Source organism: Starkeya nomas (assembly GCF_902703545.1).
Lineage (GTDB): Bacteria > Pseudomonadota > Alphaproteobacteria > Rhizobiales > Xanthobacteraceae > Ancylobacter > Ancylobacter moscoviensis.
In genome coordinates this window covers 1,941,911-1,968,437 of sequence record NZ_CACSAS010000001.1, presented here as the reverse complement: position 1 = coordinate 1,968,437, position 26,527 = coordinate 1,941,911, and the positions used below count along the sequence as shown (strand labels likewise).

Sequence of the window (26,527 nt, the reverse complement as noted above, 5' to 3'; positions counted from 1 at the left end):
GCCCTCATGCCGGCTTCGAATGGAAGAAATCATAGACCGCCCGGGCGGTCGCCGCGTTCACGCCGGGCACGCCTTCGAGATCGGCGAGCGAGGCGCGCTCGATGGCCTTCAGCGTGCCGAAATGATGCAGCAGCGCCCGCTTGCGGGTCGGGCCGATACCGGGGATCTCCTGCAGGCCGCCCTGCGTGATGTCCTTCTTGCGCCGGGCGCGATGGGAGCCGATGGCGAAGCGATGCGCCTCGTCGCGCAGGCGCTGCACGAAATAGAGCACCGGGTCGCGCGGCTCCAGCCGGAACGGCTCGCGGCCCTCGACGTAAAAGGTCTCGCGGCCGGCATCGCGGTCGGGTCCCTTGGCGACGCCGACCATCGGCACGTCGGTGACGCCGAGGGCGGCGAGGGTTTCCCGCGTGGCCTTGAGCTGGCCAGGTCCCCCGTCGATGAGCAGGAGGTCCGGCCAGGCGGAGGAGGTGGCGTCGGGCGGGGCATCGTCGGCTTCCCTCTCCCCGCTCGGAATCCGGCTGTTGCCGGGTTCCTGACTCTGGGTGTCGAAGTCGGACACATCCGATTCCGACTGGAGAGGTGGCCCGCGAAGCGGGTCGGTGAGGGGGGAGGCGCTCACAAGGTCCGGCACGGGCTCCCCCTCACCCCGGCCCTCTCCCCCGCGGGGAGAGGGAGTTGCCTCCCCCGGGGGGCGAGGTGAGATGTCCCGCGGCGCTTCCTTCAGCAGTCTCGAGAAGCGGCGGGTCAGCACCTCCCGCATCATGCCGTAATCGTCGCCTGGCGTGAGGTCGGTCGAGCGGATGTTGAACTTGCGGTACTGGCTCTTGGCGAAGCCTTCCGGTCCCGCCACGATCATGCCGCCCACGGCGTTGGTGCCCATGATGTGGCTGTTGTCGTAGACCTCGATGCGCTTCGGCGGCGCCGGCAGGTGGAAGGCGCGGGCGAGCTCCTCCAGCAGCCGCGCCTGGCTGGCGCTTTCGGCGAGCTTGCGGCCGAGCGCTTCGCGCGCGTTCTGCAGCGCGTGCTCGACCAGTTCGCGCTTCTCGCCGCGCCGGGGCACGGCGATCTCCACCCGGTGGCCGGCGCGGGTCGCCAGCGCTTCCTCCAGCAGTTCGCGCTCGGCGATGTCGTGGCTGAGCAGGATGAGGCGCGGGCAGGGCTTGTCCTCGTAGAACTGGGCGAGGAAGGCCTCCAGCACCTCCGCCGGGCCCAGCGCCCGGTCGGCGCGCGGGTAGAGCGCGTGGTTGCCCCAGTTCTGGCCGGTGCGGAAGAAGAACACCTGCACGCAGGTCGCTCCGCCTTCCTGATGGATGGCAAAGACGTCCGCTTCCTCCACCGAGCGCGGGTTGATGCCCTGCGTGCCCTGCACGGCGGAAAGCGCCGCGAGGCGGTCGCGCAGGGCGGCGGCGCGCTCGAACTCCAGCTCCTCGGCGGCCTGCTCCATCTCGTGGGCGAGCTGCTCCTTCACCGCCTTGCTGCGGCCGGAGAGAAAGTCGCGCGCCTCGTTCACCAGCACGGCATAGTCGGTGTGGCTGATCTCGCCGGTGCAGGGGCCGGAGCAGCGCTTGATCTGGAACAGCAGGCAGGGGCGGGTGCGTGCCTCGTAGAAGCTGTCGGAGCAGGAGCGCACGAGGAAGGCCTTCTGCAGCGCGTTGATCGTGCGGTTGACCGCCCAGACCGAGGCGAAGGGGCCGTAATAATCGCCCGGTCGCGAGCGCGCGCCGCGATGCTTGGTGATCTGCGGCGAGACGTGGTCGCGGGTGATGAGGATGTAGGGAAACGACTTGTCGTCGCGCAGCAGCACGTTGAAGCGCGGCCGAAGCTGCTTGATGAGGTTGGCCTCGAGCAGCAGCGCCTCGGTCTCCGTGCCGGTGGAGACGAATTCCATCTCGGCGGTGGCCGCCACCATGCGCATGATGCGCGCGGTCAGCCCCGCCGGACGGGTATAGGCGACGATGCGGCGCTTGATGCTCTTGGCCTTGCCGACATAGAGCACGCCGCCGTCCGGCCCGATCATGCGGTAGACGCCCGGCCCGTTCGGCGCGTGCTTGATGGCGCGCTGGATGGCGGCACGGCCCATGGCGACGGAGCCCGGCGCGGGCTCGGCCTCCTCGGCTTCCTCGGGCAGAAGGGCCTGCTCATCCTCCATCTCGGCGACATCGTTGTCGTCGGCCTCGATGTCGGGAGCGTCTCGGTTCGGTCGGGCGATCATGCCCCCTAGATACGGATTCCCGGCCGCTGCGAACAGGGGCGGGCTTACAGGGAACGGCCGCCATGCTAGAACGCCGGTAAATTTTTGCGGGTCGCAGACCGCGCGGGGGAGGCGCCGTCGTGCTCGGATCACTGAAGACGGGCGCCGCCGCGCGCCTGCCGCGGCTGTTTGCGCTGGCCAGCATTCCGGCGGACTGGCTCGCCGCCTCCAATCCGGCGAGCGAGCTCAACCTGCTGCCGCTGCTGGTCGGGCGCGGGGACTTCGCCTGCGACATCGGCGCCAATCGCGGGCTCTTCACCTACTGGCTGCTGCGCCTCGGCGTCCGGGTGGCGGCCTTCGAGCCGAATCCGGAGATGGTGCGCGTGCTCGGCTACCGCTTCCGGCGGGCTGTGGCGGACGGGCGGCTGACGCTTTCGGCCTGCGCGCTGAGCGACGGCGAGGGCGAGGCGGTGCTGCACATTCCGCACAATCAGGCGGCGCTCGCCACGCTGGATGGCGGGCTCGCCCATGATGGCGGCGTGACGCAGGACGTCGCCGTGCCGCGCCGCCGGCTCGACGACTGTCTCGATGGTCCGGTCGACTTTATCAAGCTCGACGTCGAAGGGCACGAGGCACGGGTGCTGGAAGGCGCGCAGCGCGTGCTCGCGGCGTCCCGGCCGACGCTGCTGGTGGAGGCGGAGGAGCGCCACCGGGCCGGCGCGCTTGCCTCGGTGCGCGCATTGCTGGCGCCGCACGGTTATGCCGGCTTCTTCGCGCAGGCGGACGGGATGCATCCGGTCGAGACTTTCGACCCGTCCGTGCATCAGCGTCTCGACGCGCTGAACGAGGACGGTTCGGGCGCCCGCGCGCCCTATGTCTATGTGAACAATTTCGTCTTCACGGTGCGGCCCGAGGTGAACGCGCGGCTCGCCGGCTGGCGGCCCGGCCGGACCCTGCTGCGCGGCTGAGGCACTTTCCCTTCCGAACTGCCGGCAGGTGGCGCCGCGCATGGCGGGAGACAGGCATGCGCACCGGCCCGGTGCGCGCGCGGACGAACGGCGCTATTGGAGGGTGGCCATGTCCAACGCCGCCGATGTCGCTCCACGTCCCGCCCTTCCCCTGACCGGCTACGCGCTCGGCGCCGCGGGGGCGATCCTGTTCGCCTCCAAGGGCATCATCATCAAGCTCGCCTATGCGGAGGGGATCGATCCCGAGACGCTGCTGGCGCTGCGCATGGCGCTGTCGCTGCCTTTCTATCTCGTCATCGGCGGGCTGGCGCTCATGCGCATGCGCGCGAAGGGAGAGGCGTTGCCGGCGGCGAAGGTGGTGGTGCAGTCGGTGTTCGTCGGCGCGCTGGGCTACTGGTTCTCCAGCTATGCGGACTTCCTCGGCCTGCAATACATCTCCGCCTCGTTCGAGCGGCTGATCCTCTACACCTATCCGTTGTTCGTGGTGCTGTTCGGCGCGCTGCTGTTCGGCCAGCCGATCCGCATGAAGGCGCTGTGGGCCTTCGCGGTGGCCTATGGCGGGCTGGCGCTGATCTTCGCCGAGCATTTCTCGACCGACAGCGGGCCCACGGTGAACGGCACGTTCTTCGTCGGCCTGGCGGCGATCAGCTTCGCGCTCTACCAGCTCATGGCCCGCCAGTTGCTGAAGAACATCGGCTCGGCGCTGTTCACCTGCATCGCCATGATCTCCGCCTCGCTCGTCTCGCTGGCGCAGTTCGTGATGGTGCGGCCGCTGGAGGCGCTGCACGTCTCGTCGCATGGCTTCGCGCTGGCGGTGATGATCGCCATCGGCGCCACGGTGCTGCCGAGCTTCTTCATGAACGCCGCGCTGAAGCGCATCTCGGCGCAGGCGAATTCCATGATCAGCACGGTGAGCCCGGTGGCGACGATGGTGCTCGCCGCGCTCGTCCTGGGCGAGAGCGCGAGCCCGACCGAGCTGGCCGGCGCCGCGCTGGTGATGGTCAGCATCGGCTGGTTCACCTTCAGCGACAGCCGGCGGCGCGGCTAGTCCGCCTCGATATCCGGCGTCCGCCAGGCGAGATGCTGGCCGCCGTCGACGGCGATCATCTGTCCGGTGATGCTCGGCGTGCGCGCGAGGAAGAAGACGGCCTCGGCGATCTCCTCCGGCGTGGGGCCGCGCCCCAGCAGGACCGAGGAAGACTGGCGCGCGAAGTCGCCCGGCCTCTGCCGCGCATTGGCGAGCGTCGGGCCGGGGCCGACGCCGTTGACCCGCACCCGTGGCGCCAGCGACTGGGCGAGCATGCGCGTCGCTGTCCACAGCGCGGACTTGGTGAGGCTGTAGGAGAAGCAGGCCGGGGCCGGCTTCAGCACGCGCTGGTCGATGATGTTGACCACCGCGCCATGGGCGCCCTCCACCAGCTGCTCGGCGAAGGCTTCGGCGAGGAAGACCGGCGCGCGCAGATTGACGGCGAAATGCCGGTCCCACAGATCCGGCTCCAGATCGCCGACGGCGTCGTTGTGAAACTCCGACGCATTGTTCACGAGCAGGTCGAGCGGCCCGAGCGCCGCGACGGCCGCCGGGACAACGCCCTGCACGGCGTCGGCATCGGCAAGCTCGGCCGGGATGATGGCCGCCCGCGCGCCAAGCGCCTCCGCCGCCGAGCGGGTGGCCTCCGCCTCGGGGCCGGGCCGGCGCACATGAATGGCGACGTCATGGCCTTCCGCCGCGAGGCGCAACGTGATGGCGCGGCCGATGCGCACCGCGCCTCCGGTGACGAGGGCGACGGGGCGGCGGGCGGAGCCCGATGCCGGGGCGGACGAAGCGGGGGAGGGGGCGTTGCCGTTCATGCCGTCTTCATGCGCCGCGAAGGCGAGGTCGTCCATCTCCGCAGCCGTGATATGCGCGGAAGGCGGTACGCAGGGACGGCCGTTCGCCTCTTCCTGCGAACAGGGTACCGGTCCTTAACGGACTATTCACCAAAAAATTCTGAATTGGCTAGAAATGTCAATGTCGATATCGGGTCTCGCTGCGCTTTAGGGCGTCCGATGAAACGTATTAACGCATACAGAACACGGTAAACCGTCCTTTAAGCATAATGCATCCTTTCCAGAACGCCTAAGATTCCGCTCATACATTTATGGGAGCGTCACCCTTATCACGGGCGAGGAAAGCGCCTGCGCGCCATGCGCCGCCCGGACGTGATTTAGGAGACGACTATGAAGAAGAACATCCTTGCGGGCCTTGGCATGGCCGCCCTGCTGGCCGCGCCGGCCGCGGCCGCCGACCTCGGATATCGTGCGCCTGCCGCTCCCGCCGCCTATGCGCCCGCGCCGGTCTTCACCTGGACCGGTTTCTACATCGGCGCCAATGCCGGTTACGGCTGGGGCGAGGCGGACTTCTCGCCGGACATTGACGGCTTCATCGGCGGCCTGCAGGCCGGCTACAACTGGCAGGGCGCCGGTCCGCTGGTGCTCGGCGTCGAGACCGACATCCAGTACGCCGACGTGTCGAGCTCGGTGTTCACGCTCGACTATTTCGGCACGCTGCGCGCGCGCCTCGGCTTCGCCGTCGACCAGTTCCTGCTCTACGGCACCGGCGGTCTCGCCTATGGCCGCGGCACCTACGAGGTCATCGGCCTGTCCAACGACAAGAACCACATTGGCTGGACGGTCGGCGCCGGTGCCGAATACGCCATCGACAACAACTGGAGCGTGAAGGGCGAGTATCTCTATGTCGACCTCGGCGAAGAGAACTACGCGACCTTCGGCGGTCGTCGCGACGTGGGCATGACCACCAATATCGTCCGCGCGGGCGTGAACTACCGCTTCTGAGCCTTGCGAAGCGGACCGGAAGGCTGTTCCGGCCCGCTTCCTCCTTTCTGCGGCTTGCCCGGCCGCGTCCGTCCCGCGAGGGGAACGGGCGCGGCCGGTTGCGTTCCGGTGCTGGCGTAAGGGAAGTCGAACCGGATTTTGTGACCTTTGCGCCACAGCATTCGCGGATGTGTTTTCGATCGTGGCGAAATTGGTGCGTAGTACACGGATCCGTGAACGACGCGATTACCTCCATAGAACAAGGATTCGCGGGCGTTTGCGCGGGAAGCGGGTAATCATCGTGGTGGTGTGTGGAAGCGAATTGTGACGAATACGCCCCATTCCGGCCCTCGACATGCCCATGTGGCACTCTACTTCACCCTGCGAACTGAGTTGCGTTCCTGTTCGCAGGTTCTTTCGGAGAGTACCCCTATGAAGAAGATCATCAGCTCGGGCGTCGCCGCTGTCGCCCTCCTGGCCGCGGTCCCGGCTTTCGCCGCCGACATCGCGCAGCCTTATCCGACGAAGGCCCCGCCGGTGATCGCCGAGCCGGTCTTCACCTGGACGGGCTTTTATCTCGGTGCCAACGCCGGTTACGCTTGGGGTTCCGGCGAAGCGGGCGCCGACGTGCTCGGCCTGGATCCGGATGGGTTCCTCGGTGGTGGCCAGATCGGCGTGAACTACCAGTTCGACAACAACGTCGTTCTGGGCGCCGAGGCTGACTTCCAAGGTTCGGACATCAAGGACGAGCGCTTCGGCTATTCGTCCAAGATGGACTATTTCGGCACCGTGCGCGCCCGTCTCGGCTACGCCTTCGGCAACGTGCTGCCTTACGTGACCGGCGGTCTCGCCTGGGGTCACAACGAGGTCAAGGACTCCGTGCTGGGCCTCACCTCCGACAAGACGGCGGTGGGCTGGACGGTCGGCGGCGGCGTCGAGTACGCCTTCACCAACAACTGGACCGTCAAGGCCGAGTACCTCTACATGGATCTCGGCGAGGACTACTACAACAGCATCGGCGACAAGAGCGGCCTGACCGCGAACGTCGTCCGCGCTGGTATCAACTACAAATTCTGATGCCTGCCTGAACGGTTCCCGTGCCTGGACAAGGGCTCCGATCCATGTGGTCGGGGCCCTTTTTCTTTGGTCCGATCATCGCCGCCGTTCCGCCGCGCCGCCGCCCGGACGTTCAGCCCTGCGGGCGGGTTGCCTCGAAAGCAGGCACGCGCGCCGCAAAGCCGTCCAGCCATTCGACGAGCGCGGGGTGGTCGGCCCGCCAGCTTCCGGCGAAGCGCAGGTCGAGATAACCGAGCGCGCAGGCCAGCGCGATCTCGCCGACATGCGCCGCGCCGGTGACGCCGCCGGCCGGCGGGGGCGAAGCCTCGAAGGCGGCAAGCCCGCGCGCGACCTTGCCCGCCTGATTGTCGATCCAGGTGGCGCTGCGCCCTTCTTCCGGCCGGAACCGGGCCTCGTAGACCTGCAGCAGGGCGGCATCCATGATGCCGTCGGCCAGGGCCTGCATCGTCAGCGCGGCAAAGCGCGGCTCCACGCCGGCGGGAATGATGACCCCGCCGCCGGCGATCGTGTCGAGATAGTCGAGGATGACGCGGGAATCGTAGATCGGGCCGCCTTCCTCGCGCAGCAGCACAGGGATCTTCCCGAGAGGATTCTGTTCGCGCAGCGTATCGGCCGGGTTGCTGGTATCGGCCGGCACGACATCGAGATGCACGCCGCACAGAACGGCGCCGATCTTGACCTTGCGACCGAAGGGGGAGGCGGGGGAAGAACGCAGCTTCATCGCGGCACGAGACCTTCTGGGGCGATATCGCCCCGCCGGCATTCGTGCCCGCGACGGCCCGCCCGGCCGGGACGGAGCGCCCGGCTTCGCGGCAGGCTTATCAGTCGGCCGGCTGGAGGTCGATGGCCTTGGGGCCCTTGCCGCGCTTGTCCGGCTCGACCTCGAAGCTCACCCGCTGGCCCTCGGCGAGCGTGCCGAGCCCCGAGCGGGTAACCGCCGAGACATGCACGAACACGTCGCGCCCGCCGTCATCGGGGCGAATGAAGCCGTAACCCTTCTCGGTGTTGAAGAACTTGACGGTACCGGTCGTTGCCATACGCCTGCTCCTTACCCTCGGATGGCCGCACCATCCGCCGGTTCCTTCGCTGGCGATTGTAAAGCAAGACCGATGCCGGATGATGACGGCGGGCGCCGTTTCAGCGTTCCGGCGTGAGCCAGCCGACCCGCACCCGCCCGGTGCCGTCGGTGGAAAGCGCGGGCGCGAGCGCGCCGAGGATGGTCCGCAGTTCCTCGGCGAGGGTGAAGGGCGGGTTCACCACGATCATGCCGCAGCCGGTCATCGTGTCGGCCTGGCGCACCGTGCGCAGGTCGAACTGGATGCTGAGCGTCTTGGGAATGCCGGCCCGCTCGATGTCCCGACGGAAGGCATCGACGGCGCGCACGTCCTTGATCGGGTACCAGAGCGCGAAGATGCCGGTGGACCAGCGCCGGTGTGCCTCGAAGAGGCCCTGCGCCATCCGGTGGAACTCGCCCGCCTCCTCGAAGGGCGGGTCGACCAGCACAAGTCCGCGCCGCTCCCTGGGCGGCAGATAGGCATGCAACGCCTGCCAGGCGTCCGTCGGCAGCACCTTGGCGCGGCCGTCGCGGCCGACCGACTCGGTGAGCGCCGCCCGCACGCCGGGCTGCGTCTCGCAGAACAGCAGCCGGTCCTGCGGGCGGGTCAGCGCCTGCGCGATCAACGGCGAGCCCGGATAGTGGCGCAGATCGCGCGCGAGCGCCTCGTCGTCGGCCGCCGCCGGATTGACCGCGCGCACGGCATCGAGCCAGGGACCGAGCAGGTCGCGGATCGCCGGGGCGAGGGGCGCCCGCAGCACCGCGCCGATACCGCCTTCCCACTCCCCGGTGCGCCGGGCCTCGTCGCCGGTGAGGTCGTAGAGCCCCGCCCCGGCATGGGTGTCGATGACGCGGAACGCGGCATCCTTGCGTCCGAGATAGGCAAGGACACGCGCCAGCACGACATGCTTGACGACATCGGCGAAATTGCCGGCATGGAAGGCGTGACGGTAGTTCATGGCGGCTCTACCAGCCCCGGCCGCTCTCGCGCACGGGCGGCATCACGACGCTGGTCGCGCGGCAGGCGCGACGGTCCACCTCCGGGCAGGAGGTGAAGCCGAGTTGCCGGTTCATGCAGATGCGCACCTCGGTGAGGCGGCGCTTGTCGCATTCCACCGACATCATGTCCGGTGCGAGGCCCGGATTGGCGGCGCGGAAGGCGGCTTCCACCTCGCCGGGCGAGACCATGCGGTAGTCGTCGAGGCGGTGGAAGGGGGCGGGAATCGTCACCTTGTCGTAAGCGCGGCGCACCGTGTCGAAATAGCCGGTGGCGGAAAGCCCGGAGCAGGTGCCGTGCTTGCGCCATTCATGCAGTACGAGGCGGCGGCTCGGCATGATGTCGAGCACGTCGCGCAGCACCGGCTCGGGCACGTAGGGCGCCGGGTTGACGCAGGATTCCGGCCAGCCGCGCGTGAATTGCGGCCACAGGCCGTGCACGACGAAGGCGAAGGGGCGCACCCGCGAGCATTGTGCCGGCTCGGCGCGCTCGCCCATCGCCTCGCAATAGGTCGGCGACCAGGAGAGGGTGAGCACGTAGTAGTCGAAGCGGCCCGGCTCGCCCTTCTGCTGGGCGAGGGAGGGCGTGGCGCCGAACGCCGCCCCGAGAATCAGCGCGGCCAGCAGCAGCCGCGCCGCGAAAAGCAGCTTCACGGCTGGGCCATCCGGCAGTTCGGGGCGTAGGTCCAGGAGCGGTCGAGGCCGTCGACGCACCATTCGACGCCCCAGGAGAAGCCGAGGAAGCCGCCATCCTCGATCAGCGAATAGTAGATGCGGTGGCGCTTGCCGTGCACCGCCTTCACGCCGCCGATCTTGCCGCCGACATACTGGCCGCCCGAATACTGGCCATCGGTGGCGGTGTTGCCGGAAATGACGACATCCGCCGAGCAGTAGCGGCGGGGCATGTACTGCTCGCCCCACGGACGGAAGGCGACCTCGCGGATGTGGTCGAAGCTTTCGATCTGCAGGGTCGAATCCCAGAAGCGCGATTCGGTGGTGGCGAAGTGGCGCTGGATGCGCGACAGCGCCGCCGGCGTGTCGCAGGCCGGCACGACGCCGCTGTAGTTCGGGCCGGAGAGCCAGAAGTTCTTCTCGAAGAAGTTCGCGGCTTCCGCGCCGCCGAGCGAGACGGCCAGCATGCCGACGGCGGCGAGACCGGAGATGGCCCGCTTGAACAGGCCCGTTGCACCCTTACCTTCGGCTCGCATTGCGCGTCTCCCCAACCTTGTGCCGGCGAAGATGCGTCGGCCCCGGCGCCGGGTCAATGACGGCGAGGCCACACCCCGCCGGATTCCGGCACCGCCTCCCGCCGCTCAGATGAGGCGGATGACGTAGAGCTTGCGCGTCGTCTCGACGACTTCCCAGATGCCCTTGAAGCCGGGCCGGATGACGAAATTGTCGCCCGCCTTCAACGTCACCGGCGCCTCGCCGTCCTCATGCAGGATGGAGACGCCCTCGGTGATCGAGCAGAACTCCCATTCCTCATAGTCCACCCGCCAGGCGCCGGGCGAGGATTCCCATATGCCGGCGAACAGCGCGCCGTCCGGCAGGGTCTCGAAATTCCAGGTGAGGTGACGCGGCGCGCCGGAGACGATGCGCTCGGGCAGCGGTTCGGTCTCCTCGGGAGCGCCGAGGGCGGAAGGATCGAAGCGGAGCAGGAACGACATGGCGGGTCACGCGGGATGAGGGCGAGGCCGCCGGGGCACGCAGCGCGCCCGGCGGCCTCGCGGAGGGTTCAGGAGAAGAAGCCCTTGATGGTGCCCCAGATGCTCTTGGCGGGCGCTTCGCCCGCGGCGGAGGCTTCCACCGGCCCGCTGCCGGGCGTCAGCTCGGCCTTGGAGACGACGTCGGGGGTAAGCTCCTTGAACAGGGCGAGCTTGGCGAGGGTGGCGGGGCCGGCGAAGCCGTCGGCATCGAGGCCGTTGGCGGCCTGATAGTCCTTGACCGCCTTGGCGGTGCCGGCGCCGAACTTGCCGTCGGCGGCGATGCCGAGCGCGGTCTGCAGCTTCTTCACCGACTCGCCGGAGGTGCCGACCTTGAGGAGAATCAGCTCGTACAGGCCGAGGGCCGCGAAGGTGTCGGGGCCGGCGATGCCGTCGACCGAAAGGCCGTGCTCCTTCTGGTAGGCCTTCAGCGCTTCCTCGGTCTTCGGGCCGAACTGCCCGTCAGCGGGAACGCCGAGCTTTTCCTGAAGGATCTTCACCGGCGCGCCGGCCAGTCCCTTTTTCAGAATCGACATTGTCAGGTCTCTCCAACTGCGCGGGACGCCCACCCGTACCGCAACGGATCCACGGGCACAGCGCCCGTCATCGTGGAACAGAGCACAGCTTGGCCGACAGGAAAATGAAAGATCGGTGGCGGGCTCCCTTTGTCCAACGCAGCACGCCGCTACCGCCGGCGGGCCACGGCGGTGGATTCGGAGCGGCGCGGCGGCAGCGGGTGGCAGCGAAGGCTTGCGAGCCCGTGCGTGGCGCCTTTGCGCGAACCGATTCTGCCCCCATATTCCGCGCATGGCCAAAGCAGCACGTCCCGGCGGGTTTTCCGAGCGCTCCCAGCGCGCCTTCGAGCCCGCGCAAGTCTCCACGCTCGATCCCGCCCTTGCCGAGAAGCTCGGCGTGGCGCCGACCTCGGGCGCCTCCGCCACCGTCGCCGCCCTGTCGGCGCTGATCGAGAGCGGGCGCCCGGAGGTCGACGGGCAGGTGTGGGTGCCCCACCGCCCGGCGCGGCCGGAGAAGTCCGAAGGCGGCGTCAAGTTCGTGCTGAAGTCGGACTACACGCCGAACGGCGACCAGCCGCAGGCCATCGAGGAGCTCGTCGCGGCGGCGGAGCAGGGCGAGCGCGATCAGGTGCTGCTCGGCGTCACCGGCTCGGGCAAGACCTTCACCATGGCCAACGTCATCCAGCGGCTGCAACGCCCGGCGCTCGTGCTGGCGCCGAACAAGACGCTGGCGGCGCAGCTCTATGGCGAGTTCAAGAGCTTCTTCCCGGACAACGCGGTCGAGTATTTCGTCTCCTACTACGACTACTACCAGCCGGAGGCCTACGTTCCGCGCACCGACACCTTCATCGAGAAGGAATCGTCGATCAACGAGCAGATCGACCGCATGCGCCACTCGGCGACGCGCTCGCTGCTGGAGCGCGACGACGTCATCATCGTCGCCTCGGTGTCCTGCATCTACGGTATCGGCTCGGTCGAGACCTACGCCTCGATGACCTTCAAGATCGAGGTGGGCGAGCGTATCGACCAGCGCCAGCTCCTCGCCGACCTCGTGGCGCTTCAGTACAAGCGCACGCAGGGCGATTTCGGCCGCGGCACGTTCCGCGTGCGCGGAGATGTGATCGAGATCTTCCCGGCCCACTACGAGGACCGCGCGTGGCGCGTCTCGCTGTTCGGCGACGAGGTGGAGAGCATCCAGGAGTTCGATCCGCTCACCGGGCAGAAGTCGCAGGAGCTGAAATTCGTCAAGCTCTACGCGAACTCGCACTATGTGACGCCGCGCCCGACGCTGATCCAGGCGATCCACGGCATCAAGGCCGAGCTGAAGCACCGGCTCGACGAGCTCAACGCGATGGGCCGCCTGCTGGAGGCGCAGCGGCTGGAGCAGCGCTGCACCTTCGATCTCGAAATGATGGAGGCGACGGGAAGCTGCGCCGGCATCGAGAACTATTCGCGCTGGCTCACCGGCCGCCTGCCGGGCGAGCCGCCGCCGACGCTGTTCGAATATGTGCCGGACAACGCCTTGATCTTCTGCGACGAGAGCCACGTCACCGTGCCGCAGATCGGCGCCATGTACCGCGGCGACTTCCGCCGCAAGGCGACGCTGGCGGAATACGGCTTCCGCCTGCCGAGCTGCATGGACAACCGGCCGCTGCGCTTCGAGGAATGGGAGGCAATGCGCCCGCAGACGGTGCATGTCTCCGCCACGCCCGGCAAATGGGAGATGGAGCAGACCGGCGGCGTCTTCGTCGAGCAGGTGATCCGCCCGACCGGCCTCGTCGATCCGCCGGTCGAGGTGCGCCCGGCCCGCACGCAGGTCGACGACCTCTTGGGCGAGGTGCGGCAGACGGCGGCGAAGGGCTACCGCACGCTGGTGACAACCCTCACCAAGCGCATGGCCGAGGACCTGACCGAGTATCTCCACGAGAACGGCATCCGCGTGCGCTACATGCACTCGGACATCGACACTATCGAGCGCATCGAGATCATCCGCGACCTGCGCCTCGGCGCCTTCGACGTGCTGATCGGCATCAACCTGCTGCGCGAGGGCCTCGACATCCCGGAATGCGGGCTGGTCGCCATTCTCGACGCCGACAAGGAAGGCTTCCTGCGTTCGGAGACCTCGCTGGTGCAGACCATCGGCCGCGCCGCGCGCAACGTCGATGGGCGGGTGCTGCTCTATGCCGACACCATCACCGGCTCCATGGAGCGGGCGATGGCGGAGACCGAGCGCCGCCGCACCAAGCAGGTGGCGTGGAATGTCGAGCACGGCATCACGCCGGAGAGCGTGCGCAAGGCGATCGGCGACATTCTCGAAAGCGTCTATGAGCGTGATCATGTCACGGTCGATGCCGGCCTCGCGGAGGAGGGCGCCACCTACGGCCACAACCTCGCGGCGGTGATCGCGGATCTCGAGAAGCGCATGCGCGCCGCCGCCGCCGACCTCGACTTCGAGCAGGCGGCAAGGCTGCGCGACGAGATCAAGCGCCTGCAGGCGACCGAGCTCGTCCTCTCCGACGATCCGCTGGCGCGGCAGGAGAGCGTCGACGACCGCACCGGAGGCTACAAGGGCGAGCGCAAATACGGGCGCGCCGCGAACCTTCCCGAGAAGAAGGGCGGCGCGGGCGGAAAGGCAGGGCGGCGTTCCTCGCCGGGCCATGTCTCCTCCGGCCACGAGGCGCGGGCCGACGAGGCGCAGGCGCGCTACGATGCCGATGAGACGTCCGGTTCCGCGTCGCGCATCGTCCGGCCCTCGCTCGACGACATGGGCCCCGGCACCGACCGCACGGAGCCGCTCGGAGCGGAAGGCTGGACCCGGCCGGAGCGTCCCGATCCGATGACCAAGGGCCATCGCAAGGGCGGGCGTCGCGCGCCGAAGCGGTAAGGTTGCTGGTCGGCGCCCCGCCCCGCCAATGCCGGCGAGGGGGCGAATTGACAGCTCCGGTGACGGAGCGTCCACTTCCTCCCGCCCGAATCCGGGTGGGGGGAAGTCATGTCCATCACTGAATCGATTTCGAGCGTCCTCGGGAAATACGCCACCTTCGCCGGCCGCGCCCCGCGTTCCGAGTACTGGTGGTGGGCGGTGTTCCTCGTCATCGTCAACTGGGTGACGGGGCTGATCGATTTCGCGATCTTCGGCGAATACGCGATCTACCAGTATGGCGATGCCCGGCTGTTCACGCCGATCACCACGCTGGTCGGCCTCGCGCTCACCATTCCCACGCTTGCCGTGGCTGCACGGCGCTTCCACGACATGGACCGCACAGGCTGGTGGCTGCTGATCGGCCTGACCGGCATTGGCGGCCTGGTCATCTTCTTCTGGTTCATGTTCAAGGGCACCGAAGGTCCCAACCGTTTCGGGCCGGACCCGCTGGCGACCTGACGGCAACAAAAAAGGGCGGCTCGTGCCGCCCTTTCCGTTTTCAATGTGAGCGTACTCAGCCCTGCTGGATCGCGGTGAGCTTCCATTCGCCGCCGGGCGTACGGACGAAGGTCCAGAACTCGACGGCCTGCTCCTTGCGGTCGGGATCGCCCAGCACGACGCGGCCGGTGGCCTTGTCGAGGGTGACGTCCTTCAGCTCGTAGCGCATGGCGACGGTGGCGTATTCGCTGCTGCCTTCCGACCAGGCTTCCGAGAGGTCGCCCTGCAGGAGCTTCACGTCGGTGACGCGGTTCTCCAGGCCCTCGCGGTCGAGTTCGTCGAGTTCTTCGCCCATATAGCCGGCCATTTCCGGCGTCAGCAGGCGGAACAGCGTCTCGCGGTCGCCGCGGCCATAGGCGCCCTGCACCTCGCCGAGCAGGCGCTCGAAGCTGTCGAAGTCGGAGCCCTCGAGCTGGAGCGGCCGGCCGCGCGGGCCGGTGTCGAAGCCGGCGCGGGGCGCTGCCGCGCCGCTCGCGCCATTGCCGCCCGCCGCACCGCTCGCCATGCCGCCGCCGTTCAGCGCGTCGCGCGCCATCGGGTCGGGGCGTCCGCCGCCGGCATAGGACGGCTGGTTGCGTGAGCGCAGCCAGCCCATGACCAGACGCACGACGATGAAGATCAGCGCGATCTGCAGGAGCAGGCCGAGCAGGCCGGAAAGGCTGCCGAGGCCGGAGAAGAAGCCGGAGCCCATCAGCAGGCCGAAGATGCCGGCGCCGAGCAGGCCGCCCATCAGCCCGCCCATGAAGCCGCCGCGGTTGAAGAAACCGCCGGGCTGGGCGCCGGGCGCGCGGGTGGCCGGCGCGCCGAGCTGGTTCTGCGGCGTGGCCGAGCGCTGCATCGGCTGGGCGGAGGGGGCGGTCGGCGTGGGGGCCGGGGTGGACCAGGTGCGCGAGCCTCGGCTGCCGAAGCTCATGCCGCGGCCGGCGCGGGCCTCCGCGAAGTCAGTGGCGACAAGCACGCCGACGGCGAGGAACAGCGCGCCGAGCACGACGCGAAGGGCAGCGGGACGCGGACGCAGGGATCGCAATGGAAGAGCCTCTCTGGATCGTTTCGCGCGACCCGCCTCGTTCGACGTGCCGCAACGTCATCCATATGGGGAGAGGCGGGGAGAATGCCACCCCGAAAAATGCCGCGCCGGACAGCGGCCTGCCGCAGCGCTTGAGGAAAAGGCGCGGCGGGCGGTTTCGACGGGACACACAATCCCGTGAGGCGCGGCGCGGGCAGCGTCGCGCGAAGGGCGCGCCGGCGGATGGACCGGCGGTCGGAACCTCAGAAGCCGAGCTGAGACTCGATGGCGGCGATGGAGCCGACCGGGGCGTTGGCGCTCTGGCCCTTCTTCTCGCCGGCTTCGGCGGGACGCAGGGCGGCGACGGTGGCGGGATTGGCGAACGCACCACGGGTTTGACGCTGGGCGGCGGGGGTCTGAACCTCGCTGCGGTTCATGACGGTAGCCATTTCAAAGTCCTTCCTGTTACGCATACGCGTCGTTCGGTCGAAACCGGCCTTCCGGCCGTTCCTCATCGGTACCGTTCAGGGACGATGCCGCGTGTCTATGGTTATGAACCCGTAACTCTGAATCTTCCCTGAGCACGCCGTTCATGCTGGCGGGCATTTCGTTCACAATCGGGGCGACCTTGGGGCAATTGCTGAGATTTTCGGGGGCTGTGGCGCGGCGGCCTCACCTGCTCGGCAGGATATGACGCGCCGGGGCCGGGCGCATGGGCGCAAAAGGCGGCTCCGCCCATGGTCGGTCGGGGATAAAGCGCACGGCATGGGTGTCATCGGCGGCATGCTAATTGCTAAGTAGTGCCTACGACTAAAGGAGTGTCGCCATGTCCGTTGCCCTGACCATCGCCTTGCCCGATGCCGAGCTCGAAGCCGATGGCGATCTCGACCTGTCGCTGCGCGAGGACATCCGCATGCTCGGCCGCGTTCTCGGCGACACGCTGCGCGACCAGGAAGGCGAGCCGATCTACGAGCTGGTCGAGCATATCCGCCGCGTTTCCACCCGCTTCCACCGCGAGGAAGACGAGGGCGCGCGCCACGAGCTCGAGGCGATACTGAGCGATCTCGGCGCCGACCAGACGATCAGCATTGTGCGCGCCTTCTCCTATTTCTCCCATCTCGCCAACATCGCGGAGGACCAGAACGTCATTCGCCGCATGCGCGCGGCGGCGATGGGCGGGCGGGCGCCGGGGCCCGGCACGGTGGCGCGGGCGCTGGGGCGTGCCCAGGAGGCCGGCATTTCCCCGGCCGGGCTGCGCAGCTTTTTCGCGACGGCGCTGGCGAGCCCGGTGCTCACCGCGCATCCGACCGAGGTGCGCCGCCGCTCCACCCTGACGCACGAGATGAGGATCGCCGAGCTTCTGGCCGACCGCGCCCGCCTCGATCCGACGCCGGAAGAGCAGGAGCTTGCCGCCGACGAGCTGCGCCGGCGGGTGCTGACGCTGTGGCAGACCAATCTGCTGCGCAAGACTAAGCTGACCGTACTGGACGAGGTGGCGAACGGCCTCGCCTATTACGACTACACCTTCCTGCGCCAGCTCCCGACGCTCTACGCGGCGCTGGAGGACCGGCTCGCCGCCATGGAGGGCGGGACGCGCGAGGGGCCGGAGATCGCCTCCTTCCTGCGCATCGGCAGCTGGATCGGCGGCGACCGCGACGGCAATCCCTTCGTCACCGCCGACGTCACCCGCGAGACGCTGCGCATGCAGAGCGCGCAGGCGGTGCGCTTCTATCTGGAGGAGCTGGACGCGCTCGGCGGCGAGCTGTCGATCAGCACCATCCGCGTGAAGGTGTCGGACGAATTGCTGGCGCTCGTCGATGCCTCGCCCGACCTCTCTCCGCACCGGCGCAACGAGCCCTACCGCCTCGCCGCCAGCGCCATCGCCGATCGACTGCGCGCCACCGCCTTCCGGCTGGAGGTGGCCGATCTCGTCGGCATCACCGAGAAGCCGGCGGCGGTCGCCTATGCCTCCGCCGCCGAACTGCGGGCCGATCTCGACGTCATCGACAATTCGCTGCGGGCCCACAAGTCGGCCGCCGTCGCGCACGGCAAGCTGCGGGCGCTGCGCCGGGCGGTGGACTGCTTCGGCTTCCATCTGGCGGTGCTGGATTCGCGCCAGAATTCCGACGTGCACGAGCGCTGCGTCGCCGAGCTGTTCGAGGTCGCCGCGCCCGGCACCAACTACAAGGGCCTGCCCGAGGGCACGCGCGTGGCACTGCTGCTGCGCGAACTCACCACCGCCCGCCCGCTCACCTCGCCCTTCGTCGCCTATTCCGACGAGACGGTGGGTGAGCTCGCCATGCTGCGCACCTGCGCGCGCATCCACGAGATCTACGGCCGCGAGGCGATCCAGACCTGCATCATCTCCAAGGCCGAAGGGGTCTCGGACATGCTGGAGCTGGCGCTGCTGCTCAAGGAGGTCGGCCTCGTCGATCCCGCCGGCACGGCGGCGGTGAACATCGTGCCGCTGTTCGAGACCATCGAGGATTTGCGCAACGCCGCGAAGGTGATGGAGCAGATGTTCCGCCTGCCGGAATACCGCAAGCTGGTGGACAGCCGCGGCGGCGTGCAGGAGGTGATGCTCGGCTATTCGGACAGCAACAAGGACGGCGGCTTCGTCACCTCCGGCTGGGAACTCTACAAGGCCGAGATCGAGCTGATCGAGGTGTTCAAGCGCCACGGCGTGCGGCTGCGGCTGTTCCACGGCCGCGGCGGCTCTGTCGGCCGCGGCGGCGGGCCGAGCTACGACGCCATCCTCGCCCAGCCGGGCGGGGCGGTGCAGGGGCAGATCCGCGTCACCGAGCAGGGCGAGATCATCTCGTCCAAGTACTCCAACCCGGCGGTCGGGCGCGGCAACCTCGAAATCCTCACCGCCGCGACCATGGAGGCGACGCTGCTCTCCGGCGACGCGAAGGCGCCGCGCGAGGAGTACCTCACCGTCATGGAGGAGCTGTCGGAGGCGGCGTTCCGTGCCTATCGGGCGTTGGTCTACGAAACCCCGCGCTTCGAGGACTACTTCTGGGAATCGACCGTCATCAACGAGATCGCGACCCTGAACATCGGCTCGCGTCCGGCCTCGCGCAAGAAGACGCGGCGGATCGAGGATCTGCGGGCGATCCCGTGGGTGTTCTCCTGGGCGCAGTGCCGGCTGATGCTGCCGGGCTGGTACGGCTTCGGCACGGCGATCCAGTCCTGGCTGCAGCGCCACCCGGATGGGCTGCCGCTGCTTCAGGAGATGTACCGGGAGTGGCCGTTCTTCCGCACCCAGCTCTCCAACATGGACATGGTGCTTTCCAAGAGTTCCATCGCCATCGCCTCGCGCTATGCCGCGCTGGTGGAGGATGCGGAGCTGCGCGAGAGCATCTTCGGGCGCATCCGCGCCGAGCATCACGCATCGATCGACGCCCTGCTGACGATCTCCGAGCAGCCGGGGCTTCTCGGCTCCAATCCGCTGCTCGACCGCTCGATCCGCGCGCGCTTCCCCTATATCGATCCGCTCAACCACGTGCAGGTCGGGCTGCTGCGCAAGTACCGGGCGAACGACACCGACGAGAAGGTGCTGCAGGGCATCCAGCTCACGATCAATGGCATCTCGGCCGGGCTGCGGAACAGCGGGTGAGGGGGCGAGCGGCGTCCTGCATCGTCCCGGCTTTCCGACAGGATCACCGTCATGCCCGGCCTTGTGCCGGGTATCCACGCCTTTGGCGGTGAAGACGTGGATGGCCGGGCCAAGCCCGGCCATGACGTTGCTTTGCTGCGCCGTGCTCCCGGACCGTGGTGGAGCCGGAGAGCCGGGATCGTTTGACGATAGAGAACGGAAGACGATTCCGGATATTGCCTGACGGCAACTCCGGGATGACGCCGGCGGTGCCGGACTTTCGCCGAAGCCGGCCTATGAGCATAATCGATCTCGACCGAGCTTCTCGAAAAAGCTGTCGCTGTCGCCCGTCCCCTTCTCCCCGTGGTGCAGGATGAAATCGCCCGCTCCACGCTGTTGCTTGCGGAAGAGGAAGCCGAGCTCGTGCCGCCGCCGGGAAGGCCGCGCGCGGGGCAGGACTGCTGTTCCCCGGCGCCGGCGTTGGATTATGCTGCACGTCGCACCACGCTTCCGCCGTCTCTTTCCGGGTCCGCCATGTATACGCCCCCCGCCTTTCGCGAAGACGACCCCGCCATCCTGCGCCGGATCATGCGCGAGACCCGGCTGGCGACGCTCGTCACCGCCACGGCCGACGGGCTGATGGCGACGCCCCTGCCGCTGTTCCTCGACGAAAGCGAGGGGGAGCATGGGGTGCTCTACGGACATCTTGCCAAGGCGAATGCGCAGTGGCGCACCCCTGTCGTCGGCGAGGCGCTCGTGCTGTTTTCCGGTGTGGACGCCTACATCACGCCGAGCTGGTACGCGGCCAAGACCGAGCACGGCAAGGTCGTGCCGACCTGGAACTATGAGGCCGTGCACGCCTATGGCCCGGCGGAGTTCTTCGACGATCCGGCCCGGCTGCTTGGTGCCGTGACCCGGCTGACCGAGCTTCACGAGCAGGCGCGGGCCCTGCCCTGGGTGGTGGGCGACGCGCCGGAAGCCTTCATCGCCGCGCAACTGAAAGGCATTGTCGGCGTGCGGCTGCCGATTTCCCGCATCGAGGGCAAGCGCAAGATGAGCCAGAACCGCTCGGAAGCCGACCGCGCCGGCGTGGCGGCGGGGCTGGCCGGGAGCGAACGCCCGACCGAGCGGCAGGTGGCCGGGATGATCCCCACCCAGCGCGACTGACGCGGTGCGAGCGAAGACGATCGGCACACGCGGGAGAGCGATCACCCGGTGATCGGCGGCGTCGCCTCCGGCGGCAGGTTGGGCGGCACGCGGGCAAGGCGCAGGGCGGCCTTGATGAGGGCGGCGTTGTCCGCTGCTTCCTGGCCGTCCGGCAGGTGCTTGCCGTCTTCCAGTCCGATGCGGCCGTCCAGCTCGCGCATCAGGGCGTCCTGATAGAGCGGCCAGACGGTGGCCTCGTAGCCATGCTGGAGGACCGGGACATCGAGGCTGGCGCGGGCCAGCACGGTGCGGATGGCGGCGGCGACCGCCAGCCCCTCCGCCTCGTCCTGCTCGTTGATCTCGATGAGGATGCGCAGGCAGCGCCGGGCCTCGTCGAGCTTCACGAAGCGCTCGGCGTCGGCTTGCGACCACAGACCGGCTTCCACGCCGATGCCGCGCGACAGGGCGAGCGCGATCATCTCCGGCGCGTCCGCCTCGATCAGGTTCACCGAGACGTAGTCCGGCAGCACCGTCCAGCGCCTCACCGCCTCCAGCCGGCCGAGATCGCCCGACACGATGCCGGCATGGGTGGAGAGGCCGATCGGCGTGTCCGGCACGCGGGCGCGGATCGCCTCGAGTGCGGCCGCGACGCTGGCCGGATCGAGCGTCTCGGCGCCCAGCGCGTCGCGCGGATGCAGGTGCAGCTCGGTGGCGCCGGCCGCGACGACGGCCGCCGCATCCGCCGCGAGCTGGGCGGGGGTGAGGGGTGTCTGGGGATGGAATTCACGTGTCCGGGAGCCGTTCAGGCAGGCTTGCAGCATTGGCGGTCTCCTGTTCTGCCCGACATCAACCCGCGAGAAAGCCTTTCCGTTTCAGACGCTGCACGGCGCGTTCCAGCGCCTGGAGAAATTCCGAGCGATCGCGCGGCGAAAAGGGGCGGGGACCGCGGGTGATCTCGCCGGCGTCGCGCAGGTCCTGCATCAGGTTGCGGGTGGCGAGCTGCATGCCGATGGAGGAGGCGGTGAAGGGCTTGCCGGTCGGGCCGATGGCCTCCGCGCCCTTCGCCACCACGCGCGCCGCCAGCGGCACGTCGGCGGTGACGACGAGGTCGCCCTCTTCCACCCGCTCGGCGATCCAGTCATCCGCCACGTCGAGCCCGGCCGGCACGATGACGCGCTCGACCTCGGCGTCGCGCGGGACGGCGATGTAGCTGTTGGCGACGAGGAAGACCTTGATCCGGTGGCGGGAGGCGACGCGGTAGGTCTCATCCTTCACCGGGCAGGCATCGGCGTCGATATAGATGAGGATCGGCTTCGGCAAAGTATTCCGTGTTCGGTTGTGGCGGCACCAAGCAAGAAGGGCTGCCCTCGCGAGCAGCCCTTCCCATGTCAGACCGCGGCCCGGCCCGGTAACTGCCTAGAAAGGCAGCGCGAAGTGTCGCATCACGCGGCACGGACCTCGCAAGAGGCAAGTGTCCAGGTCACGGATACCGACGACCGCAGATCAAGACGATCAGACACTGGATCACCTCCTTTCGATTGTTGACGACAATTGGAGATTAGACCGATTCGCGCATTCGTCACGCGTTCATTGCGATGCGGGAGGCGAATCCGCTGTTCACTTCGCGTTACGACCGGCAATCTCGGGTGTGCGCCCATGAGGAGAGGAAACGCCATGCGACAGGAACGGACCTGGCGGGAACGGGCCCGGTGGCAGCGCGCCGTCATGGCGGCGCCGGCGGTCCTGCTGCTCTCCGTCCTGCCGCTGCGCGCGCAGCAGGCCTCCGACGCGCCGGCGCCGGAGGCGGCCTCGCCCGTCCTCGCCGGGCAGAAGACGGCGACCGGCCGGAGCTGGATGGTGACGGCGGCCAACCCGCTGGCCGCGCAGGCCGGCGCGGCGGCGTTGCGGGCGGGCGGCAACGCCATCGACGCGATGGTCGCGACGCAGCTCGTCCTCGGCCTCGTCGAGCCGCAGTCGTCCGGCCTCGGTGGCGGCGCCTTCCTCGTCTACTGGGACGCGGCGGCGAGGCGGCTCACCACCTTCGACGGGCGCGAGACGGCGCCGCGCGCGGCGACGCCGACGCTGTTCCAGGACGACAGGGGCGAGCCGCTCGCCTTCCTGCAGGCCGTGGTCGGCGGGCGCTCGGTCGGCACGCCCGGCACGCCGCGCCTCATCGAGACCGTGCACCGGCGCTATGGAAAGATCGCCTGGGGCCAGCTCTTCCGTCCGGCCATCCGCCTTGCCGAGGAAGGGTTCGACGTCTCCCCGCGTCTGGCTTCCCTGATCGCCGGCGATGTCGAGACCCTGCGGAGCGATCCCGCGGCCCGCGCCTATTTCCTTGATGCCGACGGCGCGCCCCTCGCGGCCGGCACGCGGCTGAGGAACCCGGCCTATGCGCGCACGCTGCGGCTGCTCGGCCAGTACGGCGCCGATGCCTTCTATGGCGGCCCGCTGGCGCAGGAGATCGTGCGCGCGGTCCGCGAGGCCGCCAGTCCCGGCCTTCTGTCGCCGGGCGACCTGCGCGAATATCGGGTGAAGGAGCGCCCGCCCGTCTGCGGCGCCTATCGCGGGCTCGACGTGTGCGGCATGGGCCCGCCGAGCTCGGGCGGGCTCACGCTCGGGCAGATCCTCGGCATGCTGGAATCCTATGATCTCAAGGCATTGGGCCCGAGCTCGCCGGAGGCGTGGCGGCTGATCGCCGACGCCTCGCGCCTCGCCTTCGCCGACCGTGAGCGCTACATGGCCGACGAGGACTACGTGCCGATGCCGACCGGCGGCCTGCTGGCGCGGGATTATCTCGGCGCCCGCGCGAGGCTGCTGGCCGGCGACGACGCGCTGCCGGAGGTCGCGCCGGGCACCCCGAAATGGGACCACGCCATGGCCGGGCCGCGGGCCGACGGGGCGGCGCCGGAGCTGCCCTCGACCACGCAGATCACCATCGTGGATGCGGACGGCAACGTGGTCTCCATGACCTCGACCATCGAGGCCGGCTTCGGCTCGCGGCTGATGGTCGGCGGCTTCCTGCTCAACAACGAGCTGACCGATTTCTCCTTCCGCTCGCAGCGCGACGGCGTGCCGGTCGCCAACCGGGTGGAGCCGGGCAAGCGGCCGCGCTCGTCCATGACGCCGACCATTGTTCTGCGGGAAGGCCGGCCGGTGCTGGCGCTGGGCTCGCCCGGCGGCAGCCAGATCATCGGCTATGTCGCCAAGACGCTGATCGCCCATCTCGACTGGGGCCTGAGCCTGCCGGACGCCATCGCCGCGCCGAACGTGCTGGCGCGCTTCGATGCGGTGGAGATCGAGCAGGGCAGCGCGGCGCAGGCGCTGGAGCCGGGGCTGCGGGAACTGGGCTTCCCGGTGACGATCGCCCCGATGACGTCCGGCGTGCAGGCGGTGGCGATCACGCCGGACGGGCTGGTGGGCGCGGCCGATCCGCGTCGCGAGGGCGTGGCGATCGGGGAGTGAGGCCCGCGCGGGCGTGTCGAGGTGCGGCCGGCGCCCGGTTCGTCAGTGGCTGATCATCCACGGCCGGGCCGAGGGGAAGCTCTTGGCGCCGGAAGCGGTGGTGGCGGTGCGGTTCTTCTTCGTGCGGCTCTTCATGCCGGAGCAGCAGGAGCAGCCGGAGGCGTGCCTGGCGCGCTCCTGCTTGGCCTTGTAGGCGTCGACGCTCATCGGCGCGTGGCTCGACTGCTCGTTGGTCGCGTGGGCGACCCTGCGTTCGCGCGACATGGAGGAGAAGTGCGGCGCGGTCAGCATCACGCGCGGTGCCATCGCGCCGCAATCCGGACAGGGCTGAGGGTCCTGATACTCGCTCATCGGCCGCAGCTCGGTGAAATCGCCGCACGTGTCGCACTGATATTCATAGACGGGCATGAGCGTTTCCTTGGGCGTTTCCACGACGGGGAAAGTGCGGGGCGACGCGAGCGTCGCCAAACCTCAGAAGGAAGAATGCGGGGCGACGCTTGGCGTCGCCAAATTCTCAGCAGGGAAGGATGCGGGGCGACGCAAGCGTCGCCCCGCGGGCCGGACTCAAGCGGGGGTCAAAGGTCCGGCGAGATCGGCATGTCGACCGAGCCATCGATGAACTTGGTCGGGCCGGCAGCCGAAGGCTTGATGTCGAAGTCGAAGATCTCGGTGGGCAGCCACAGCGTGGCGCAGGAATTGGGAATGTCGACCACGCCCGAGAGATGGCCCTGCACCGGCGCGACGCCGAGGATGGAGTGCGCCTGCGCGCCCGAATAGCCGAACTTCTTCAGGTATTCGATGGCGTTGAGGCACGCCTGACGATAGGCGACGTTGGCGTCGAGATAGTACTGCTTGCCTTCCTCGTCGACCGAGATGCCCTCGAAGATCAGGTAGTCCTTGTAGTTCGGGGTGATCGGCGACGGCTTGAAGATCGGGTTCTTGATCCCGTACAGCGCCATGCCGTCCTTGATCAGGTCGACCTTGATGTGCAGCCACGCGCCGAACATCTCGATGGCGCCGCAGAAGGTGATCTCGCCGTCGCCCTGGGAGAAGTGCATGTCGCCCATGGAGAGGCCGGCGCCGTCGACATAGACGGGGAAGTAGATCTTCGAGCCGCGCGACAGGTCCTTGATGTCGCAATTGCCGCCATGCTCGCGCGGGGGAACCGTGCGGGCGCCTTCGGCGGCAACCTTGGAATAGGCGTCCGAGCCCTTGGCGAGCTTGCCCAGATGCGCGGTCTTCGGCGCCGGCGGGTTGGCCAGCGGGGGCACGCGGGTCGGGTTGGTGTCGATCAGCGCCTGCTCGCGCGCGTTCCAGGTGTCGAGCAGCTTCTGCGAGGGCAGGGTACCGATCAGGCCGGGATGGATGAGGCCGGCGAAGCCGACGCCCGGCACGTGGCGCGAGCGGGTGAACATGCCCTCGTAGTGCCAGATCGACTTCTGCGCGAGCGGGAAGTGGTCGGTGAGGAAGCCGCCGCCGTTCTTCTTCGAGAAGAAGCCGTTGAAGCCCCACTCGTGGCCCTTCAGCGTGCCGGCGTCGAGGATGTCGACCACCAGCAGGTCGCCCGGCTTGGCGCCCTTCACGCCGATGGGGCCGGAGAGATAGTGCACCGTCGACAGATCGACGTCGCGGATGTCGTCGGCGGAATCGTTGTTGGCGATGGCGCCGCCCGTCCAGTCCACGGTCTCGACGATGAAGTCGGCACCGGGCTCGACCCAGGTGGCGATCGGAATGTCCGGGTGCCAGCGATTGTGCAGATATTCGTTCTCGGTGGCCGGCTTGGACAGGTCGACCGAAATCAGTGTCTCAGGCATGGCGAACTCCGTTCCCCTTGGGCTGCATGCGGTAGGTCGGAAGGGGCCGGCCCAGGGGCCGGACCCGGGTCTCAGACGGACAGGAACCGGGCGACCTTCGCCTCGTCGACGTCGGCGCGCTGGTTCTCGTGCACGATCTCGCCGTTCTCGATGACGAGCACGCGGTCGGCGATGTCGAGGGCGAAGGAGAGCACCTGCTCGGAGACCACGATGGACAGGCCCCGCTCGTCGCGGATGCGCTTCAGCGTGCGCGCCATCTCGCGGATGATCGAGGGCTGGATGCCTTCGGTCGGCTCGTCGAGCAGCAGCACCTTGGGCGCGGTGGCGAGGGCGCGGGCGATGGCGAGCTGCTGCTGCTGGCCGCCGGAGAGGTTGCCGCCGCGCCGGCCCTTCATCTCCAGCAGCACCGGGAACAGCTCGTAGATGTCCGGCGGCACCTTGCTCTCGCCGCGCGGGATGAGGCCGGTCTCGATGTTCTCCTGCACCGTCATGGTGGAGAAGATCATGCGGCCCTGCGGCACATAGGCGACGCCGTTGGCGACGCGCTCATAGCTCTTGAGCCGGGTGATGTCGGTCGGGCCGACCGAGACCGAGCCGCTCTTGGTCGGAACGATGCCCATGAGCGACTTCATGAGCGTGGTCTTGCCCATGCCGTTGCGGCCCATGATGGCGATGATCTCGTTGGGCGCGACGTTGAAGTTCAGCCCGTGCAGGACCTCGCTCTCGCCGTAGGAGACGTGGAGGTTCGAAACGTTCAGCATC

The 26,527-nt window shown here is 68.7% G+C and carries 25 protein-coding genes; 9 read left to right on the top strand and 16 right to left on the bottom strand.

Features of this window, described 5'->3' with window-relative positions:
- Positions 1 to 4: 4 nt before the first annotated feature.
- Entirely contained in the window at positions 5 to 2,212 is a 2,208-nt protein-coding gene (gene uvrC / locus STARVERO_RS09425; protein ID WP_159598656.1) for an excinuclease ABC subunit UvrC, read from the bottom strand.
- A 119-nt stretch (positions 2,213 to 2,331) separates the two neighbouring features.
- On the opposite strand from uvrC, the gene STARVERO_RS09420 reads away from it, so the two are divergent.
- Together STARVERO_RS09420 and STARVERO_RS09415 are read left to right on the top strand one after the other, a co-directional pair.
- The gene (locus STARVERO_RS09420; RefSeq protein WP_159598655.1) at positions 2,332 to 3,159 is read left to right on the top strand and encodes an FkbM family methyltransferase; all 828 of its coding nucleotides are present in this window, start codon (positions 2,332 to 2,334) and stop codon (positions 3,157 to 3,159) included.
- 109 nt (positions 3,160 to 3,268) lie between these two features.
- On the top strand, positions 3,269 to 4,207 hold the full coding sequence (locus STARVERO_RS09415; protein ID WP_159598654.1) for a DMT family transporter: 939 nt from the start codon (positions 3,269 to 3,271) through the stop codon (positions 4,205 to 4,207).
- On the opposite strand, the gene STARVERO_RS09410 is transcribed toward STARVERO_RS09415, so the two are convergent.
- On the bottom strand, positions 4,204 to 5,043 hold the full coding sequence (locus STARVERO_RS09410; RefSeq protein WP_244616698.1) for an SDR family oxidoreductase: 840 nt from the start codon (positions 5,041 to 5,043) through the stop codon (positions 4,204 to 4,206). The genes STARVERO_RS09415 and STARVERO_RS09410 overlap by 4 nt on opposite strands.
- A gap of 333 nt (positions 5,044 to 5,376) precedes the next feature.
- Between STARVERO_RS09410 and STARVERO_RS09405 the strand changes: the two genes are divergently transcribed.
- Positions 5,377 to 5,991, top strand: a complete 615-nt coding sequence (locus STARVERO_RS09405) for an outer membrane protein (RefSeq protein ID WP_144342278.1) — start codon at positions 5,377 to 5,379, stop codon at positions 5,989 to 5,991.
- Between the two features lie 411 nt (positions 5,992 to 6,402).
- Entirely contained in the window at positions 6,403 to 7,047 is a 645-nt protein-coding gene (locus STARVERO_RS09400; protein WP_144342279.1) for an outer membrane protein, read from the top strand.
- 112 nt (positions 7,048 to 7,159) lie between these two features.
- On the opposite strand, the gene STARVERO_RS09395 is transcribed toward STARVERO_RS09400, so the two are convergent.
- The 7 genes from STARVERO_RS09395 to STARVERO_RS09365 form a co-directional block, all read right to left on the bottom strand.
- A complete protein-coding gene (locus STARVERO_RS09395; RefSeq protein ID WP_159598653.1) occupies positions 7,160 to 7,768 on the bottom strand; it encodes a glutathione S-transferase family protein in 609 nt (202 codons plus the stop codon).
- A gap of 100 nt (positions 7,769 to 7,868) precedes the next feature.
- Positions 7,869 to 8,084: a cold-shock protein gene (locus STARVERO_RS09390; protein ID WP_144342281.1), complete on the bottom strand. Its 216-nt coding sequence runs from the start codon at positions 8,082 to 8,084 to the stop codon at positions 7,869 to 7,871.
- Between the two features lie 100 nt (positions 8,085 to 8,184).
- A complete protein-coding gene (locus tag STARVERO_RS09385; RefSeq protein ID WP_159598652.1) occupies positions 8,185 to 9,060 on the bottom strand; it encodes a 23S rRNA (adenine(2030)-N(6))-methyltransferase RlmJ in 876 nt (291 codons plus the stop codon).
- A 7-nt stretch (positions 9,061 to 9,067) separates the two neighbouring features.
- A complete protein-coding gene (locus STARVERO_RS09380) occupies positions 9,068 to 9,751 on the bottom strand; it encodes a ribonuclease T2 family protein (protein ID WP_244616696.1) in 684 nt (227 codons plus the stop codon).
- Positions 9,748 to 10,305, bottom strand: a complete 558-nt coding sequence (locus tag STARVERO_RS09375; RefSeq protein ID WP_144342284.1) for a hypothetical protein — start codon at positions 10,303 to 10,305, stop codon at positions 9,748 to 9,750. The genes STARVERO_RS09380 and STARVERO_RS09375 overlap by 4 nt, the downstream gene beginning before the upstream one ends.
- A 105-nt stretch (positions 10,306 to 10,410) precedes the next feature.
- Positions 10,411 to 10,764, bottom strand: a complete 354-nt coding sequence (locus tag STARVERO_RS09370) for a cupin domain-containing protein (protein ID WP_144342285.1) — start codon at positions 10,762 to 10,764, stop codon at positions 10,411 to 10,413.
- A gap of 68 nt (positions 10,765 to 10,832) precedes the next feature.
- Positions 10,833 to 11,336: a peptidoglycan-binding domain-containing protein gene (locus tag STARVERO_RS09365; RefSeq protein ID WP_144342286.1), complete on the bottom strand. Its 504-nt coding sequence runs from the start codon at positions 11,334 to 11,336 to the stop codon at positions 10,833 to 10,835.
- Positions 11,337 to 11,607: 271 nt separating this feature from the next.
- Between STARVERO_RS09365 and uvrB the strand changes: the two genes are divergently transcribed.
- The gene (uvrB, locus tag STARVERO_RS09360) at positions 11,608 to 14,199 is read left to right on the top strand and encodes an excinuclease ABC subunit UvrB (RefSeq protein ID WP_159598650.1); all 2,592 of its coding nucleotides are present in this window, start codon (positions 11,608 to 11,610) and stop codon (positions 14,197 to 14,199) included.
- A 108-nt stretch (positions 14,200 to 14,307) separates the two neighbouring features.
- On the top strand, positions 14,308 to 14,697 hold the full coding sequence (locus tag STARVERO_RS09355) for a DUF805 domain-containing protein (RefSeq protein ID WP_144342288.1): 390 nt from the start codon (positions 14,308 to 14,310) through the stop codon (positions 14,695 to 14,697).
- A 55-nt stretch (positions 14,698 to 14,752) separates the two neighbouring features.
- Here the strand turns inward: STARVERO_RS09355 and STARVERO_RS09350 are convergent, their stop codons facing one another.
- Together STARVERO_RS09350 and STARVERO_RS09345 are read right to left on the bottom strand one after the other, a co-directional pair.
- The gene (locus STARVERO_RS09350) at positions 14,753 to 15,763 is read right to left on the bottom strand and encodes a Tim44 domain-containing protein (protein ID WP_144342289.1); all 1,011 of its coding nucleotides are present in this window, start codon (positions 15,761 to 15,763) and stop codon (positions 14,753 to 14,755) included.
- A 242-nt stretch (positions 15,764 to 16,005) separates the two neighbouring features.
- Positions 16,006 to 16,191: a hypothetical protein gene (locus tag STARVERO_RS09345; protein WP_159598649.1), complete on the bottom strand. Its 186-nt coding sequence runs from the start codon at positions 16,189 to 16,191 to the stop codon at positions 16,006 to 16,008.
- 377 nt (positions 16,192 to 16,568) lie between these two features.
- On the opposite strand from STARVERO_RS09345, the gene ppc reads away from it, so the two are divergent.
- Together ppc and STARVERO_RS09335 are read left to right on the top strand one after the other, a co-directional pair.
- Entirely contained in the window at positions 16,569 to 19,361 is a 2,793-nt protein-coding gene (gene ppc, locus STARVERO_RS09340) for a phosphoenolpyruvate carboxylase (RefSeq protein ID WP_144342291.1), read from the top strand.
- 513 nt (positions 19,362 to 19,874) lie between these two features.
- The gene (locus STARVERO_RS09335; protein ID WP_159598648.1) at positions 19,875 to 20,507 is read left to right on the top strand and encodes an FMN-binding negative transcriptional regulator; all 633 of its coding nucleotides are present in this window, start codon (positions 19,875 to 19,877) and stop codon (positions 20,505 to 20,507) included.
- Between the two features lie 41 nt (positions 20,508 to 20,548).
- On the opposite strand, the gene STARVERO_RS09330 is transcribed toward STARVERO_RS09335, so the two are convergent.
- Complete coding sequence (locus tag STARVERO_RS09330; protein WP_159598647.1) at positions 20,549 to 21,307, bottom strand: 3-keto-5-aminohexanoate cleavage protein; 759 nt, start codon at positions 21,305 to 21,307, stop codon at positions 20,549 to 20,551.
- 25 nt (positions 21,308 to 21,332) lie between these two features.
- The gene (locus tag STARVERO_RS09325) at positions 21,333 to 21,806 is read right to left on the bottom strand and encodes a YaiI/YqxD family protein (RefSeq protein WP_159598646.1); all 474 of its coding nucleotides are present in this window, start codon (positions 21,804 to 21,806) and stop codon (positions 21,333 to 21,335) included.
- A 405-nt stretch (positions 21,807 to 22,211) separates the two neighbouring features.
- On the opposite strand from STARVERO_RS09325, the gene ggt reads away from it, so the two are divergent.
- Positions 22,212 to 23,951, top strand: a complete 1,740-nt coding sequence (gene ggt, locus STARVERO_RS09320; protein ID WP_159601691.1) for a gamma-glutamyltransferase — start codon at positions 22,212 to 22,214, stop codon at positions 23,949 to 23,951.
- A gap of 42 nt (positions 23,952 to 23,993) precedes the next feature.
- Here the strand turns inward: ggt and STARVERO_RS09315 are convergent, their stop codons facing one another.
- The 3 genes from STARVERO_RS09315 to urtE form a co-directional block, all read right to left on the bottom strand.
- Positions 23,994 to 24,359, bottom strand: coding sequence for an FmdB family zinc ribbon protein (locus STARVERO_RS09315; RefSeq protein ID WP_144342295.1), 366 nt, complete (start codon positions 24,357 to 24,359; stop codon positions 23,994 to 23,996).
- A gap of 167 nt (positions 24,360 to 24,526) precedes the next feature.
- On the bottom strand, positions 24,527 to 25,765 hold the full coding sequence (gene fmdA, locus STARVERO_RS09310) for a formamidase (protein WP_159598645.1): 1,239 nt from the start codon (positions 25,763 to 25,765) through the stop codon (positions 24,527 to 24,529).
- Positions 25,766 to 25,836: 71 nt separating this feature from the next.
- Complete coding sequence (urtE, locus tag STARVERO_RS09305; protein WP_144342297.1) at positions 25,837 to 26,526, bottom strand: urea ABC transporter ATP-binding subunit UrtE; 690 nt, start codon at positions 26,524 to 26,526, stop codon at positions 25,837 to 25,839.
- Position 26,527 lies beyond the last annotated feature (1 nt).